Here is a 14,575-nt window from a genome sequence, read left to right as displayed (position 1 = left end):
GCTAATTTATTTCGCTGTTAAATATCCATCAGCACCACTGATTTCCCATGTGTAGTCTCCCTCGGGCTTCTCAACATCAATGTGAGCCTTTGATATTGAAAGTGGGGCAATTTCTATTTTTTTATAATAGCGCTTAATGGCTTTGTTTCCTGATTTGTCTGTGTGGTTAATATTTACATAAATACCGCTTATGGTTATATCGTCATTGCCATTGTAAGCTGTGATGTTAAAGGTGTAAGGATAAATATCTCCAAGGTAAGCCTTGCCATCTAAGAGGTTAACTTTATCTATAGACAGTTTTTTTGATGGAACCTTAATCTCTCCACCGAACATATCAAAACATGCTTGCCTTATAAAAGAAGCAGCCCTGTCGCTTGATACGTTGCCCATACTGCCAACTATACATTCACTAGATGATGAATAACTTCTTAGTGATGCGTAAGTATAAGATACAGAGGCAATCATAACCGAAAAAGTTACAGCCAAGAGAAGATGTTCCTTCTTAACTTCAATCATTTTTTGCGTCCTTCATTCTCGTTTCATTTCTTATTAAATCTAACGCATTGCGTATATACCAGACAGGTAAGGCTTCAACTTTTCCCGAGTGTTGGGTCTATTGGCGCTAAATAATACATAACTTGAGGCAGCAAAAAGGAGAGGTGCGCCACACCGCAAGAGTAAGAAAAAGGCTTGCTACTCATCTTTGGTGTCATTGTATTTGGCCCAAGCCTCTTGCAAGCGATCCACTAACTCTTTGAGAACTTCATCTGGTATATCGGTTTTAAGTGAAGTTTTTTGTTTTCGCGTGTATACGCGCTTGGCGCTCTGCGCAGTGGTATTGTTTTGCCCTACAGTGGGAGAATCAATGTGCTGGGCACCTATGGACTTGCGCGCCCCTATAAGTTCATCGTTGATGTAGCCAGCTGCCTCCATGGCATTGCGCAAATGATGAACTATCTCTGCGTTGATGGACCTCTGATTGTCCTTGGCTGATGCCTCAATCATCTCTTTCAGCTCTTGAGGCATACGAACATTGAACTGCGGATCTTTTCTTGCCATCTGCAAAACCACCATCAAAAAACATATTGACGACTATAGTCGCACGGTACTACGCTATCAATGGTAGTACGGTACTATCGCTTGCTTAAGGAGCGCAGAGTGAACAATCAAATTCCACCCACGTCGATACGCCTACCGGAGGATCTAAAGCGGTGGCTAGGGCACAGAGCAGTTGATAACGGCGTAAGCCTGACCAAGGAGGTTATCTCCATCCTTTACACCGAGATGAGAAAGGGTGGTGAGAGTGACGAGCGAAAGGTGGCCTGAGGCCAAAAATAATTCGGCCAAAGCGGCTGCAACCGCCAAGGCCGAGGGATGTAAACCTAACCAGCAAAGTAAGGACTACGGTATGACTATACAACAACAGTATCCGCAAACCAAAGTTTTGGCAGGGCCGCAGAATGATGGCGGCAGTCTGATCATGAAGTCTTTCGAGAACTTCCAGATCCGCATCATCACCGATGAACAGGGTGATCCTTGGTTTGTGGCGAAGGATGTATGCGAGGCGCTTGGGTACACCAACAACCGCAAAGCCCTGTCTGACCATGTTGATGAAGAGGACGTAACGAAACGTGACACCCTTACCAAAGGTGGTATTCAGGCGGTAAGTTGCATCAACGAGTCCGGCCTGTACTCGCTGATCCTTGGCTCTAAGCTGGAGAGCGCCAAGCGGATGAAGCGCTGGGTCACATCCGAAGTGCTGCCGAGCATTCGCAAGACCGGCAGTTATGGCGCACCGGCCGCCAACTTGCCTGATTTCAGCAACCCTGCCGCAGCGGCTCGCGCTTGGGCTGAAGAGTATGAGCGTGGGCAAGTGTTGGCCATCGAGAACAAGCAGCAACAAGAGCAGATCCACTCGCTCGAAAGCCTGTTCCGGCAGGGTATGACCATCCCGCAGTTCTGCAAGATGCTCAACGGCGTAAACTCCCAGCAGGTGTGCTCGTTCTTTGAGGATCACGGCTGGCTGTACAACGAAAGTCGCTCTGGTAAGCGTTGGCGAGTTGCGTCATACGCTCGTGACAAATACCTCACCGAAGAGCAAAGCGAATTTAGCCAACACGGCTATGACTCTTTTATCAAGTTCACGCCGGTACTGCTCCAGAAGGGCGCGGTGCGCATCTACCAGCTCTACCTGAAAGGTGAATTGCCGATGAAGGTCAACTGGGATGGTCTGTTCACCCAAGACAAAGTGATCAAGGGGGCCGCATGAGCGATAACAAGGTAGTGCCGTTCCCTGTCTTGCAGGAACCAGCCGGTGAAGATGTTGAGTGGACCGATCTGCAATGGGCTGCTTGGTATCTTGCTGAGGTAGAGGTGATTATCGGCGGCATCAAGGTCGGCGACGACAACAGCAATAGCCTGAAAGACATTGCGATGGAGCGGGTAAATCTGGCCTATGAGCACGTTTGCGACATGCTGGCTGCAACCAAGCAGGAGCACCCACTTGTCAACTCGCACCCAGCCCCGGGAGGCCTGCAATGAGTGCCGCCCAACTGCAAGTTGAGTTGAATGCACTGCTGGGGGAGTTGGAGGCTATCGACCTCTGCCCTCAGGAGCGCAGGGCACTGGTTGACAGGATCCAGCGCATGATGCCAGACAAGGCTGACTGATACTGATGGGGCTGCGGCCCCATTTTTAATACCCAAATCAGTCCGAAAATGATAAATTCAAGAAATACACTGTATAGGTATACAGTGTTTCACAGTCGAGAGACTGGGAGAGCAAGGGGGAGATCGGATGGAATCACTACTAAGCGAACTGGAAGAGTTTGTTGAGACGCTGGACCTGGCGCCTGAGGAGGAGAACAAGATCGCGCGCATTCTGGAAAAACTTCGCGATGAAGCCACCGTGTCAGCGTGATGCGGAAGGATTCGGATTGGCCCGCCACTGCGCGGGCTTTTCTATGCCTGCGTGATACGAGATTCTTTGGTAATTTCTTGGGGCATTTTTGGGGCAAAAAGAGGGGTAAAATACGGGGAAATGCGGTGTTTGATGGGATACATCCGAGGCAATAAAACTGGCCTCAAGCCTTATGCCAAGCGGCTTGGCAATGGATCCTGATAGAAATCAATCATTCCTTTGCCGATAATCGCGGGTCATAATAGCGCAAACCGCCCTTTCTCTGTAGCAAGGCCTGACTGATGAAGTTATTTGTAAAAGATTTGACCGTGATCGACTCCAGCTACCTGTGCGAACGCCGCGGTATGGTGGGGGAGAGCTGGCTGGTGGACATCGAAATGAGCGGTGAGCTCAACGAGATGAGCATGTTGCTGGACTTCGGCCGGGTCAAGAAACTGATCAAGTCGATCATCGACGACGAGGTGGATCACAAGCTGCTGGTGCCGACCGAGTGCCCCCTGGTGCAGGTGGCCCAGCTGGACGGTGACGAGAGCACCGTCGATCTGCTGCGGCCGGGTCGCTCCATTCACCTGCGCTGCCCGAGCCAGGGCTTTGCCTTCATTCCGGCCCCTCAGGTGGACAAGGAGTCCGTCACCCGTTATCTGCTGGCGGTGCTGGCCAAACGGCTGCCGGGCAACATCAAGGATCTGTCGCTGACCCTGCGCCAGGAGGCCATCGACGGCGCCTTCTACCACTACAGCCACGGCCTCAAGAAGCACGATGGCAACTGCCAGCGCATCGCCCACGGCCACCGCTCTCCCATCGAGATCCACGTGGACGGCGAGCGCGATCAGGAGCTTGAGCTCAACTGGGCCGAGCGCTGGGCCGACATCTATCTGGGGACCGACGAGGATCGGGTGGCCCTCGGCGAGCTCGCGTTGAGCGAGCAGGCCAAGGCCGTCCTGCAAGAGGCCGGTGAGCACTACGTCGGCTTCAAGTATGTGGCGCCGCAAGGGCTGTTCCAGCTGGCCATGCCGGCGGCGGAGGTGGAGATGATCGACACCGACACCACCATAGAGCTGCTGGCCCACTACATCGCCCGCGAGGTGAAGAAGAGCGTGGGCGACAAGTTCATCAAGATTGTCGCCTATGAAGGGGTGGGCAAGGGCGCCATCGCCTACGCCTGATCCCGCGCCGCTTGCCAGTAAAAAAACAAGGCCCCGCATCTGCGGGGCCTTGTCGTTGCCGGGGCTGGCGTGGGCGTCAGGCGCTGAGCCTAAAGCGCTTGACCAGGCTCTCCTGCTGCTCGGCCAGCGAGTCGAGCTGCTGGCTGGTCTCGGCCACCCGCTCTATGCCCTGATAGTTGAGATCCGAGATGTCGGAGATGCGGTTGAGGTTGGTGGCGATGTCGGCGCTGGTGGCCTGCTGCTGCTCGGCGGCAGAGGCGATCTGGCTCGACATGTCGCTGATGAGCACCACTATGCCCTGTACCTCCTCCATGGCGTTGTTGGCGTGGGAGCTCTGATCCATGCAGCTGTCCATCTCGCGCGAGCACTCCTGCATCACGGTCACCGCCTTGGCGACCCCCTGCTGCAGATTCTCGATCATGGTCTGGATTTCGCTGGTGGACTGGGCGGTGCGCCCGGCCAGGCTGCGCACCTCGTCGGCCACCACCGCAAAGCCGCGTCCCTGCTCGCCGGCCCGCGCCGCTTCGATGGCCGCATTGAGGGCCAGCAGGTTGGTCTGCTCGGCGATGCCGCGAATGACGTCGAGGATGTTGCCGATCTGGCCGCTCATGGCACTCACGTCGCCAATCACCTTGCCGGTCTGCTGCAGCTTGCCCGCCAGCTGGTGGGTGGTGGTGATGTTGCCGGCCATTACCTTGCGGCCGGTCTCGGAGGCTTTCTCCACGTCCATCACCCGCTCCAGGGTCTGGTTGGCGGCCTGGGCCACCTCGCGCACCGAGGCCTCCATCTGGGTCATGGCGGCGGCGACCGAGGCGGTCTCCTGGCGCTGTTTCTCCAGATCCGCCCGCACCGATTCGGTGGTGTGGCGGTTGTCATGGGCGGCGTTGTTGAGCTGGGCCGACGCCTGGGAGAGCTGGCTCAGCACCTCGCCCATCTGCTCGATCAGCAGGTTGACCTGGCTGCCGAGCCGGCCGAACTCGTTGTTGCTGCGAAAACCGATGCGCTGGGTCATGTCGCCCTGGGTCACCTCGGTCAGCACCCGCAGCAGCTCCTTGAGCGGACGACGAATGGCCTTGCCGAGGGTGTAGGCCACCAGGATGGCAATGGTGATGGCGATGACCAGTGCCACCCCCTGGGTGAGGGTGCTCTGGGTCTGCACCTTGCCGGAGGCGCGGATGCTGTTGTTCATCAGCTGCTGGCTCTGGGCGGTGATCTGCTCGAGCTTGCTCTGGATGTTGACGATGAGCTTGCTGGCCAGCTTGCTCTGCTCGCGCATCCGCTCCTGTTGCTGCATCAGCGCCAGGTACTGGGCCAGCACGCCGTCGCTGGCGGTGGTGTCGCGCACGAAGCCGTGCACGTAGTGGCCCATGTTGTTGTCAAAATCCTTGAGCTCCCCCTGCAGATCCTTGATGGTGCTGTTGAAGCCCTCGATCTGTATCTTGTTGCGCTTGAGTGCCGCCTCGATGGGGGCTGGGATGCTCTGGTTGAGGGCATCCATGGTGGAGAGTTCAATGGCGGAGAGCTTGGTGGTCAGGGTCTCGGAGAGCATCTTGATGAAGCTGTCGTCGATGGTGATCATCATGTCCCCCAGGTTCTTCTTGAACTGGGGCAGGCTGACCTGGAACTGACCCTTGGCCTGGTTCACCTTGTAGAGCCGGGTGAGCAGGGCCTGGTGTTCGGTGGGCAGGGTGTCGGTCAGCTGCAGGTAGTCCTTGACCAGCTGGTTGAGCGCGCCGAGCTCCCCCTGCAGCTCCGGGTGTTCCGCCGCCTGCCGGGCGAGGGTGGCGAGAGTCTGGTCGACCAGCGCCTTGGCCTGCTGCAGTTCGGCGACTTCGGCCGGGATCTGCTTGAGATCCTGTTCGGTCAGCACGTCGGTGAGCCACTTGTTGGCGCTGAGCAGGCTGATCTGGGTCTGGCTGCTGGCGATCACCAGCGGCATGGTCTGCCGGGTGACCTGATCCAGCGCCTGATTGAGCTCGCTCTGGCTGCGGAAGGTGAGTACCGAGGTGGCCGCCATCACGGCCACCAGGATGGCAAAGCCAAGATAGACCCTCTGCAAGATGGAGAGGTCTGACATTGTTTGTTTCATTATTGTCCCGCTGTATATGCAAAAGTCCCTTGCCTGAATACCCCGTCCATTTGATACCCTGCTACCACTGTGGGCGAGCAACGTCGGCAGACGTCTTCCGGCTATCGGTATTTTTAACAATAACTGAAGAGAATGGGACAACGGCTGTGTCAAATGTCGGCTTGTGTCACACTTGCCGGGCCTTGATGACGGGCGTTGGAACCGCTTGAGACAGGCATTGAATTTTCTTTTTCATATAAAGGAGTTATCCATGGCGCAAGAAACCATTTTCAGCAAAATCATCCGCAAAGAGATCCCCGCCGACATCCTTTATCAAGACGACCTGGTGACCGCCTTTCGCGACATCCAGCCCAAGGCCAAGACCCATATCCTGATCATCCCCAACGTGCTGATCCCCACCGTCAACGACGTGGAGCCGGATCACGAGCTGGCGCTGGGCCGGATGTTCACCGTGGCCCGCAAGCTGGCCAACGAGGCAGGCATTGCCGAGGATGGCTATCGCCTCATCATGAACTGCAACCGCCACGGCGGGCAGGAGGTCTACCACATCCACCTGCATCTGGTCGGCGGCCAGCCGCTGGGACCCCTGCTCAGCCTGTGATGCCGCGCCTTCCTCTGGCCGGCCTGCTGCTGGCCGGTTCCCTGCTGGGGGGCTGTGCCTCCCACTGGCAAGACATGTTCGTCTCCTATTCCGATCAGATGGTGCCGCTGCGCAACCAGCTGTTGCTGGGTCATGCCGCCGAGGCGCAGCCCGAGGTGCGCGACTCCACGCCGGGGGACGATACCTATGTGCTGGACCGGCTCGAGCAGGGGCGTATCGCCTGGCTGGCGAGTCAGGATGCCGCCAGCAAGCAGGCCTTTGCCGCCGCCGACAGCCGGTTGGCGTGGGAAGACAATCAGGCCGAGTACCGGGTCAGCCAGGGGCTGGCCCAGGCGGGCAGCCTGCTCACCAATGACCAGACCATGGCCTACCGGGCGCCCGATTACGAGCGCACCATGCTGCACCACTATCTGGCTCTCAACTACCTGCAGCGTGGGGATGCCGAGGGTGCCCTGGTGGAGGTGCGCCGCGCCAACCAGGTGCAGGAGCAGGCCCTCAAACGGCGCGCCGACGAGGTGCGTAAGGCAAAAGATGAGAGGGAAGAGGCCGAGGCAGAAGGGGAGATGCGCCAGCTGATGTCGCGCGGCGCCCCCGAGCTCGACCGGCTGATCGGGCGGGTCAAGAACGGTTTTCAGAACGCCTATACCTTCTATTTCTCCGGCGTGCTCTATGAGGCGGCCGGCGATCTCAACGATGCCTGGGTCGACTATCAGCGCGGCTACCAGATAGCGCCGGACAACCGCAGCCTGCAGGATGCCTTGCTGCGCCTGGCTGTGCTGCGTGGCGCCGCGGACGAGATCCGCGAGACCGAGAAAAAGGTGGGCCGCAAGGCAGCGCCCTTGGCCAAGGATCAGGGCCAGCTGGTGGTGCTGTTTGAAGATGGGCTGATCCCGGCACGGCGCGAGCTGTTCCTGCCGCTGCCCATTGCCACCTCCGGCGGCGATTTTCGCACCTTTACCGTCGCCATCCCCTATTACGATAATCGGGCCAGCGACACCGGGCCGCTCACGGTATCGGTGGGCAAGCGGGTCGAACAGACCAGCGAGCTGGTCAGGCTGGAGGCGCTGGCGGCCAAAGATCTGCAGGAGCGGCTGCCCGGCATGCTGACCCGCCAGGTGCTGCGGCTGGTGGCCAAGGAGCAGGTGCGGCGCACCGCGGCCAAGGAGGGGGGCGATGTGGGCAACATTCTGGTCGGCATCTTCAATACCCTCTCGGAGCGGGCTGACACCCGCAGCTGGCTGACGTTGCCGGCGCAGGCTGCGAGCTGGCAGGGGATGCTGCCTGCGGGCGACGTGGCCCTCACCCTGGGCGCGGGGGCAGCACAGCGGCAATTGCCGCTCACCATCCACCAGGGACGCACCACCCTGGTGTGGGTGCAGCGGCTCGGCGCCGGGTTGACGACCCGGGTGATGCCGCTGTGACGGCGAACGATGGCAATACACATGAGTGACCGGTCGGGCCCCTCGGGGTCGCCGGCAAGGAGAGCAAGATGAAAGCACACGGGTTGGCTATGGGCCTGGTTCTGCTGCTGGCAGGCTGCGCCACCAATACCTCCGGCGTGGCGCTCTATGGGGCGGCGGGTGCCGCGCCAGTGGCGGAGCAGCATCAAAACGTCAATGTCACCCTGACCGAGCTCAGCCGGCGCGAACAGAATGGCCTGCTGCAGGTCAATGTGGCCGCCGCCAGCACCCAGCGTGGCGACAACAAGCTGCAATATATGTTCTATTGGTATGATGAGGCCGGTCAGGAGGTCGCCAGCGATGGCCGCGGCTGGACGCCGCTCAAGCTGCACGGCTATCAGACCCGCACCCTCTCTGCCCTGGCGCCGAGCCCGGCCGCCCGGGGCTACCGGATTTACGTACGCGAAGTGATTGAGGAATCTTACTGATGAAAATGAATCATGCCCTGCTGATCCTGACCGGCGCCCTGCTGCTGGGCGGCTGCTCCAGCACCACCGTCAGCTATGGCGACCCGACCGAAACCGAGACGGTGACCGTCGATTACGGTTCCAGCGATCTGCAGGCCATCGCCGACAAGATGGCGGATTCCATGCTGGCATCGCCGGCCACCAGCGAGATCACCGCCGGCGGCCGTCCGGTGATGTTCATGGACTCCATCCGCAACAAGACCTCCGAACACATCGACACCGAGGCCATCACCGACACCATCCGCACCAAGCTGCTGCGCGCTGGCAAGTTCCGCTTCGTCGACATGAGCAAGGTGGCGGCGGTCAAGCAGCAGCTCGAATACCAGCAGAGCAGCGGCATGGTGGATCCTGCCTCCATGGTGCGCCTGGGCAAGCAAACCGGCGCCCGCTACATGGTCTATGGCAACCTCGCCAGCATCGTCAAGGACAACGGCAAGGTGAAGGATGTCTACTACCAGATGACCATGAACCTGATGGATCTGCAAAACGGCGAGCTGCTGTGGGCCGATCAGAAAGAGATCCGCAAGCAGGCCAAGAAGTCCACCTTTGGCTGGTAAGTCGAGCGAGGCCTCTCTGGCTGCTGCCGAGCGCGCCCTGCTGGCCCGCCTGCCGCCACCCTGGCGCTCGGGCCGGCTGGCGCCATTGGCCAGCGGCCTGACCAACTGCAACTATCGACTGCGCCTCCCCTCGGGGCGCAGTCACTTTTTGCGCCAGGGCCACCCAGATCCGGTACGCCTTGGCATCGATCGGGCCACCGAATGGCAGCTCTATCAGGGGGCCGTGGGGCAGGGGCTGGCTTTGCCCTGCCATCACAGCGATCCCGCCACTGGCCTGATGCTGCTGGACTGGTGCGACGAGCCGAACTGGCTGGCGGCGCCGCCCCCGGCTGCGTTGCAGCCAGTGCTGCTGGCCGGGGTGCTGACGCGGCTGCACCGGCTGCCGGTGCCGAGCGTGGTGATGGCGGTGCGGGCCCACAGTGCCGGCTATCGTGCCCGGCTGGCCCGGGTGCCGGCCTGGCTGCCTGCGCTGGAGCGGGGGCTGCTGGCCAGCCGCGAGCCCGCCGATTGCTGGCTCCCTTGCCATCATGATCTCAATCCGGCTAATTTGTTGGGGAGCCGGCCCTGGGTCATCGACTGGGAGTATGGCGCCGCCGGGCATCCCGGCTTCGAGGTGGCCAGCATCCAGCGCACCCACGGCTGGCAGGATGCCCAGCGCGAGGCGCTGGAGCAGACCTACTGCGAGCGGGCAGGGGGGCCGGTCGGCCCGCGCGGCTTTCAGAGCCGGGCCTTTTTGCCCTGGGTCGATTACATCGGGTTGCTGTGGGCGCTGCTGATGGCCGAGCAGCAGCCGGGGCCCGACTACCAGGCGCTAATCGATCTCAACCGGCAGCGACTGGAGTAGGCATCAGGCATTATGAATCATCCGTTGCGTCAACCCTGTTTCATCAACATTGGAGCCCTGCATGGTGACCACCTTTTCCTGGCGCAAGCCCAGTAGCTGGAGTCTGCTGCTGCTCTGTCTGCTGCTGGCCGGCTGCTCCACCCGGGTCGTCTATTACTGGCTCGACGTGGCCATCGTCTGGCAGCTGGACGACTACTTCTCGCTGGATCGCGGCCAGAAGCGGCTGCTGGACAACGAAGTGAAGGGGCTGATGGCCTGGCACCGCCAGCGCGAGGTGCCCCGTTATGCCGACGATCTCGATGCGCTGGCCAAGGCGGTGGCGAGCCCCATGAGCCCGGCCCAGGTCTCCCGCCATCTGGATGCGGCCCAGCAGAGCCTGACCCGTACCCTGGAGAACACGGTGCCGCGGGCGGTGCGGCTGGCGCGTACCCTGACCGAGGCGCAGGTGGCCATGTTCATGAAGGACCGGCTCACCCGCCAGGCCGAACGGGAAAAGGAGTTTGCCGACAAGCCGAGGGAGGAGATGCTCAAGGAGTTTCGCGACAAGATGAACGAGCGGCTGGTGTTCTGGATTGGCGAGGTGAAACCGGCCCAGGCTCCGCTGGTGGCCCAGTGGGCCCAGTGGCAGTACGAGCTGCAGGCCCCCTGGCTTGAGTTCCAGACCGCCTGGACCAAGGAGCTGGACCGGCTGATGAAGCAGCGCCAGAGCCAGGACTTCGGCGCCCAGCTCACCGCCCTGCTGCAACAGGGGGACGGTCTGATGGATGGCCGCTTCACCGGCTACACCGACCAGTCGCGTCAGCGCACCGTCAACTGGCTGAGCGATCTCAGCCAGTCGCTGGACATCTCCCAGCGGGCCCACCTCTACAGCCTGCTCAAGGGCTATGCCCGCGATTTCAGGCAGATGTCGGAGGGATAATGGCGCCAAGGGGGCCGCAGGGCAGGGGCCGGCCGGCCCCCATGCCCTTGTTCTGGCGGGGCCCCTGTGGTAGTTTGCCCTTTCTATTATGCGGGAATTAACTTTTTGAACCTGACCGACAAAGTGAAACTGGCGCTGATGACCCTGCTCATCACCCTCGCTCTGTTGTTCTCTACCCTCTCGGTGGAGGGGTTCAAGCTGCCCGCAGCCCAGCAGTCGACCCAGCAGGTACAGCTGATGGGGGAGAGTGCGGCGCCGACCGATGGCGGTCAGGTGATCCACAGTGCCAGCGACAGCGACGACGGCATCGTCAAGTTCGTCAGCTCCCACCAGAATCACCTGTTGCGGCTCGAACACTCCCTGCGCAGCGATCATCAGCCCGGCAACGTGGTGTACCAGCTGATCATGAGCTGGTCCCAGCAGGCGATCCTGCTGTTGCTGTGCGGCCTGCTGTTCTATGCCGCCCTCTTCTATCGCAGACACAGTTTCCGCGATCGGTTTGCCACCATCCATCGGCACCGGTTGCAACGCCAGCACCTGCAATACCGTTTCTGTCAGAGTTACCTCGCCTGATCCCGATGGGGTCCGGTCCTTTCGCACCACCTCATCGCCTCCTGATGCCTGCTCACCGCGCGTGAACGGGCCACTGTCTCATTCGTATTTTCTTGCGTGCCGCCTGCGTGGCGAGTGCGCAGCCTTCTCCTGACAGAGGCTGATTTCATGAGAAAAAAGAGTCGTATCACCTTGAACCGCATGAACATGTGGCAGTACGCCCTGCTGCTGCTCATGCTGTTCACCTTTGCGTTTTACTCCCTGCCCACCTTCTTCGGTGAGCAGCCTTCCCTTGGTCTGCACGGCCAGACCAGCCTGACCGAGGCGCAGCGTACCCTGCTGGCTGACAACCGCATCGAGCCACTCAAACAGGTGCAACAGGGCGAGCGGGTCGAGCTGGTGTTTGCCAGCCAGGCCGAACAGCAGCGCGCCAAGCAGCTGCTGGAGCAGCAGGGCTATGACAGCTCGGCGCTGACCCTGGAGTTCTACTCCAATGCCCCTGGCTGGATCAGCCAGCTCGGCGCCGCCCCCATCAAGCTCGGGCTGGATCTGCGCGGCGGCTCCCAGCTGCTGATTGGGGTCGATCTGAGCTTCGTGGTCGACAACCAGACCAAGAACCTGGTGGACATGTTGCGCACCCAGTTTCGCGAGGCGCGCCTGCGCGGCGCCAACGTGGCCCGGGTGAGCGAAGGGGAGGTGAGGGTGATTTTGCCTGAGGTGGCCGATCAGGCGCCCTGGCTCACCATCATCAAGGATTCCGCCGGCACCCGGCAGGATCAGTGGACCCTCAAGCGCAGCGGCAACGAGTTGTGGCTGGTGATGAGCGAGGCCGAGCGTACCCTGCTGGCCAACAACGCGGTGACCCAGAACCTGTCGATCCTGAAAAAGCGGATCAACGAGCTCGGCATCGTCGAGGCCTCGGTACAGCGTCAGGGTCAGGACGGCATCCGCATCGAGCTGCCCGGGGTGCACAATCCCAAGCAGGCGAAAGAGGTGATCGGGGCCACTGCCTCGCTGGCCTTCTACGAGGCCCAGGCCGACAGCCGCTTCTTCATGGCGGATCGCAACGGCCAGGCGGTCGGGCTGGCCCGCAAGCCGGTGCTGACCGGCGAGCACATCGTCGATGCCCGCGCCAACATGGGCGAGATGGGGCAACCCCAGGTCAACATCGTGCTCGACAGCCTGGGCGGCAGCAAGATGAACCAGTTCAGCCGTCAGAACGTGGGCAAGCCGATGGCCACCGTCTTTACCGAGTACAAGACCAATGCCGAAGGCAAGCTGCGGGCCAGGAGCGAGGTGATCAACGTCGCCACCATCCAGACCGCCCTTGGCAACCAGTTCCGCATCACCGGGATCGGCAGCCTGCCGGAAGCCCAGGAGCTGGCCATGCTGCTGCGCGCCGGCGCCCTCACCGCGCCCCTCAAGATCCTGGAAGAGCGCAGCATAGGCCCGACCCTGGGTCTGCAGAACATCGAGGCGGGCTTCACCGCGCTGGCGTTCGGCATGGCCGGCATGATGCTGTTCATGATGGCCTGGTATCGCAAGTTCGGCTGGGTCGCCATCACCGCGCTCATCGCCAACCTGTTGATGCAGGTGGGCATGCTGGCAGTGCTGCCGGGCGCCGTACTGACCCTGCCGGGGATCGCCGGTCTGGTGCTCACCGTCGGCATGGCGGTGGATACCCACGTGCTGATTTTTGAGCGGATCAAGGACCGGCTGCGGGAAGGGGGCTCGTTGGCCAACGCCATCGACTTTGGTTACCGTTCGGCGTTTCGCACCATCTTCGATGCCAACATCACCACCCTGATCTGTGCCGTGGTGCTCTATGCCATCGGTTCCGGGCCGCTGCAGGGCTTCTCCATCACCCTGATCCTGGGCCTTATCTCCAGCATGGTGACCGGCATCTGGGGCACGCGCGCCATCATCAACCCCCTGTGGGGCAAGAGCAGCGCCAAGCTGCTGAGGGTGTGACCATGACTGACCACCACCTGTGTCATCGCGCCGCGCGTTCGAGCCTGCTCCGCGCCCGCGTCACGCGCTTCCCTGCGGGAAGCCAGAGCCATCTGCTGTCGAGGGAACAACAATGCTGAGAATGATCATTGCTATGGGGCTGACCCGCTGGCGTTACATCGGCCTGTGGGCCTCCGTGCTGCTGACCGTGGCGAGCATCGCGGTGCTCGCCATCAATGGCCTCTCCCTCGGCCTCGACTTCACCGGCGGCATCCTGCTGGAGTTTCGCATCCAGACCCTGAAGGAGGCCCACGAGCTCAACGCCCTGTTGACGGCCCCCCTGGCGGGTGTGGTCGAGCTGCACGGCGCCGGCGTGCCCGGCGAGTGGCTGATCAAGCTGCCGCCCCACGAGCTGCCCTGGGCGGCCGAGGAGCTGGCGCTGATGCTGGGTCAGCAGCTCAACCTGCCGGTGGAGCTGCTGCGCACCACCATCGTCGGCCCCCAGGTGGGCGCCGAGCTGTTCCAGCAGGGGATGCTGGCGGTATTGGTAGCCTCGCTCGCCATCTCAGCCTACCTGGCGGTGCGTTTCGAGTGGCGCCAAGCCATCGGCATCCTGGTGTCGGTGCTGCACGACGGTCTGGTGGCGCTGGGGCTGCTGGCGCTGTTCAACATCGAGTTCGATCTCAACGTCATCGCCGGCCTGATGGCGGTGATCGGCTACTCCCTCAACGACAGCATCGTCATCTCCGACCGCTTGCGGGACTTGCTCAGCTCGCGCACCCAGATGGGGATCCACGACTGCTCCGACGTGGCCATCAAGGCCACCTTCAGCCGTACCATGATCACCTCGGGCACCACCCTGTTCACGGTGGGGGCTCTGCTGCTGTTCGGTGGCGACGCCCTCTACGGTTTCTCCTTCACCCTGTTCGCCGGCATCCTGGTGGGCACCATCTCCTCCATCACGGTGGCTTCCACCGTGCAGGAGCTGCTGGGTCTCTCGCCGCAGGCTTACCAGAAAAAAGAAGAGGAGCTGGCGGAGGCGGCATGACCC

At 60.9% G+C, this 14,575-nt stretch carries 17 protein-coding genes; 14 read left to right on the top strand and 3 right to left on the bottom strand.

Going from position 1 to position 14,575, the window contains the following annotated elements; all coding sequences use genetic code 11:
* Nucleotides 1–6: 6 nt before the first annotated feature.
* Both ACPW75_RS10440 and ACPW75_RS10435 read right to left on the bottom strand, forming a co-directional pair.
* Nucleotides 7–516, bottom strand: coding sequence for a hypothetical protein (locus tag ACPW75_RS10440; RefSeq protein ID WP_143238994.1), 510 nt, complete (start codon nucleotides 514–516; stop codon nucleotides 7–9).
* 177 nt (nucleotides 517–693) lie between these two features.
* Nucleotides 694–1,059: an Arc family DNA-binding protein gene (locus ACPW75_RS10435; protein WP_081398606.1), complete on the bottom strand. Its 366-nt coding sequence runs from the start codon at nucleotides 1,057–1,059 to the stop codon at nucleotides 694–696.
* A gap of 349 nt (nucleotides 1,060–1,408) precedes the next feature.
* Here ACPW75_RS10435 and ACPW75_RS10430 point away from each other — a divergent pair, with 349 nt between their 5' ends.
* The 5 genes from ACPW75_RS10430 (at nucleotide 1,409) to ACPW75_RS10410 (ending at nucleotide 4,085) form a co-directional block, all read left to right on the top strand.
* Nucleotides 1,409–2,269 carry a BRO-N domain-containing protein gene (locus ACPW75_RS10430; RefSeq protein ID WP_218668667.1) on the top strand — a complete coding sequence of 287 codons (861 nt, stop codon included), beginning with the start codon at nucleotides 1,409–1,411 and terminating at the stop codon, nucleotides 2,267–2,269.
* Nucleotides 2,266–2,541: a hypothetical protein gene (locus tag ACPW75_RS10425; RefSeq protein ID WP_077096449.1), complete on the top strand. Its 276-nt coding sequence runs from the start codon at nucleotides 2,266–2,268 to the stop codon at nucleotides 2,539–2,541. The genes ACPW75_RS10430 and ACPW75_RS10425 overlap by 4 nt, the downstream gene beginning before the upstream one ends.
* Nucleotides 2,538–2,669: a hypothetical protein gene (locus tag ACPW75_RS10420; RefSeq protein ID WP_256821985.1), complete on the top strand. Its 132-nt coding sequence runs from the start codon at nucleotides 2,538–2,540 to the stop codon at nucleotides 2,667–2,669. Before ACPW75_RS10425 ends, ACPW75_RS10420 begins: the two co-directional genes overlap by 4 nt.
* 127 nt (nucleotides 2,670–2,796) lie before the next feature.
* A complete protein-coding gene (locus ACPW75_RS10415) occupies nucleotides 2,797–2,919 on the top strand; it encodes a hypothetical protein (RefSeq protein ID WP_256821984.1) in 123 nt (40 codons plus the stop codon).
* A gap of 281 nt (nucleotides 2,920–3,200) precedes the next feature.
* Entirely contained in the window at nucleotides 3,201–4,085 is an 885-nt protein-coding gene (locus ACPW75_RS10410) for a 6-carboxytetrahydropterin synthase (RefSeq protein ID WP_179101437.1), read from the top strand.
* 76 nt (nucleotides 4,086–4,161) lie between these two features.
* On the opposite strand, the gene ACPW75_RS10405 is transcribed toward ACPW75_RS10410, so the two are convergent.
* The gene (locus ACPW75_RS10405) at nucleotides 4,162–6,162 is read right to left on the bottom strand and encodes a methyl-accepting chemotaxis protein (protein WP_256821982.1); all 2,001 of its coding nucleotides are present in this window, start codon (nucleotides 6,160–6,162) and stop codon (nucleotides 4,162–4,164) included.
* A gap of 262 nt (nucleotides 6,163–6,424) precedes the next feature.
* On the opposite strand from ACPW75_RS10405, the gene hinT reads away from it, so the two are divergent.
* The 9 genes from hinT (at nucleotide 6,425) to secF (ending at nucleotide 14,572) form a co-directional block, all read left to right on the top strand.
* The gene (hinT, locus tag ACPW75_RS10400; protein WP_077096447.1) at nucleotides 6,425–6,775 is read left to right on the top strand and encodes a purine nucleoside phosphoramidase; all 351 of its coding nucleotides are present in this window, start codon (nucleotides 6,425–6,427) and stop codon (nucleotides 6,773–6,775) included.
* On the top strand, nucleotides 6,775–8,196 hold the full coding sequence (locus ACPW75_RS10395; RefSeq protein WP_179101435.1) for a COG3014 family protein: 1,422 nt from the start codon (nucleotides 6,775–6,777) through the stop codon (nucleotides 8,194–8,196). Before hinT ends, ACPW75_RS10395 begins: the two co-directional genes overlap by 1 nt.
* Before the next feature lie 68 nt (nucleotides 8,197–8,264).
* A complete protein-coding gene (locus tag ACPW75_RS10390; protein ID WP_077096446.1) occupies nucleotides 8,265–8,663 on the top strand; it encodes a YcfL family protein in 399 nt (132 codons plus the stop codon).
* Entirely contained in the window at nucleotides 8,663–9,259 is a 597-nt protein-coding gene (gene lpoB / locus ACPW75_RS10385) for a penicillin-binding protein activator LpoB (RefSeq protein ID WP_005302153.1), read from the top strand. Before ACPW75_RS10390 ends, lpoB begins: the two co-directional genes overlap by 1 nt.
* Nucleotides 9,249–10,103, top strand: a complete 855-nt coding sequence (locus ACPW75_RS10380; RefSeq protein ID WP_143238993.1) for a choline kinase family protein — start codon at nucleotides 9,249–9,251, stop codon at nucleotides 10,101–10,103. Before lpoB ends, ACPW75_RS10380 begins: the two co-directional genes overlap by 11 nt.
* Nucleotides 10,104–10,164: 61 nt before the next feature.
* Nucleotides 10,165–11,022, top strand: a complete 858-nt coding sequence (locus tag ACPW75_RS10375) for a DUF6279 family lipoprotein (RefSeq protein WP_045528542.1) — start codon at nucleotides 10,165–10,167, stop codon at nucleotides 11,020–11,022.
* A 66-nt stretch (nucleotides 11,023–11,088) separates the two neighbouring features.
* Nucleotides 11,089–11,595, top strand: coding sequence for a hypothetical protein (locus ACPW75_RS10370; protein ID WP_077096445.1), 507 nt, complete (start codon nucleotides 11,089–11,091; stop codon nucleotides 11,593–11,595).
* Between the two features lie 147 nt (nucleotides 11,596–11,742).
* Nucleotides 11,743–13,545 carry a protein translocase subunit SecD gene (gene secD, locus ACPW75_RS10365; protein ID WP_425904447.1) on the top strand — a complete coding sequence of 601 codons (1,803 nt, stop codon included), beginning with the start codon at nucleotides 11,743–11,745 and terminating at the stop codon, nucleotides 13,543–13,545.
* Between the two features lie 112 nt (nucleotides 13,546–13,657).
* A complete protein-coding gene (secF, locus tag ACPW75_RS10360; RefSeq protein ID WP_179101434.1) occupies nucleotides 13,658–14,572 on the top strand; it encodes a protein translocase subunit SecF in 915 nt (304 codons plus the stop codon).
* Nucleotides 14,573–14,575: the final 3 nt, after the last annotated feature.

The organism is Aeromonas sp. FL131 (assembly GCF_049860615.1).
Taxonomy (GTDB): Bacteria; Pseudomonadota; Gammaproteobacteria; order Enterobacterales; family Aeromonadaceae; genus Aeromonas; species Aeromonas hydrophila.
This window is presented reverse-complemented; position numbering and strand designations above follow the sequence as displayed.

Coding starts and splice junctions, on each gene's coding strand:
- ACPW75_RS10440 (WP_143238994.1), bottom strand. CDS start 516: ATGATTGAAGTTAAGAAGGAACATCTTCTCTTGGCTGTAACTTTTTCG.
- ACPW75_RS10435 (WP_081398606.1), bottom strand. CDS start 1,059: ATGGCAAGAAAAGATCCGCAGTTCAATGTTCGTATGCCTCAAGAGCTG.
- ACPW75_RS10430 (WP_218668667.1), top strand. CDS start 1,409: ATGACTATACAACAACAGTATCCGCAAACCAAAGTTTTGGCAGGGCCG.
- ACPW75_RS10425 (WP_077096449.1), top strand. CDS start 2,266: ATGAGCGATAACAAGGTAGTGCCGTTCCCTGTCTTGCAGGAACCAGCC.
- ACPW75_RS10420 (WP_256821985.1), top strand. CDS start 2,538: ATGAGTGCCGCCCAACTGCAAGTTGAGTTGAATGCACTGCTGGGGGAG.
- ACPW75_RS10415 (WP_256821984.1), top strand. CDS start 2,797: ATGGAATCACTACTAAGCGAACTGGAAGAGTTTGTTGAGACGCTGGAC.
- ACPW75_RS10410 (WP_179101437.1), top strand. CDS start 3,201: ATGAAGTTATTTGTAAAAGATTTGACCGTGATCGACTCCAGCTACCTG.
- ACPW75_RS10405 (WP_256821982.1), bottom strand. CDS start 6,162: ATGTCAGACCTCTCCATCTTGCAGAGGGTCTATCTTGGCTTTGCCATC.
- hinT (WP_077096447.1), top strand. CDS start 6,425: ATGGCGCAAGAAACCATTTTCAGCAAAATCATCCGCAAAGAGATCCCC.
- ACPW75_RS10395 (WP_179101435.1), top strand. CDS start 6,775: ATGCCGCGCCTTCCTCTGGCCGGCCTGCTGCTGGCCGGTTCCCTGCTG.
- ACPW75_RS10390 (WP_077096446.1), top strand. CDS start 8,265: ATGAAAGCACACGGGTTGGCTATGGGCCTGGTTCTGCTGCTGGCAGGC.
- lpoB (WP_005302153.1), top strand. CDS start 8,663: ATGAAAATGAATCATGCCCTGCTGATCCTGACCGGCGCCCTGCTGCTG.
- ACPW75_RS10375 (WP_045528542.1), top strand. CDS start 10,165: ATGGTGACCACCTTTTCCTGGCGCAAGCCCAGTAGCTGGAGTCTGCTG.
- secD (WP_425904447.1), top strand. CDS start 11,743: ATGAGAAAAAAGAGTCGTATCACCTTGAACCGCATGAACATGTGGCAG.
- secF (WP_179101434.1), top strand. CDS start 13,658: ATGCTGAGAATGATCATTGCTATGGGGCTGACCCGCTGGCGTTACATC.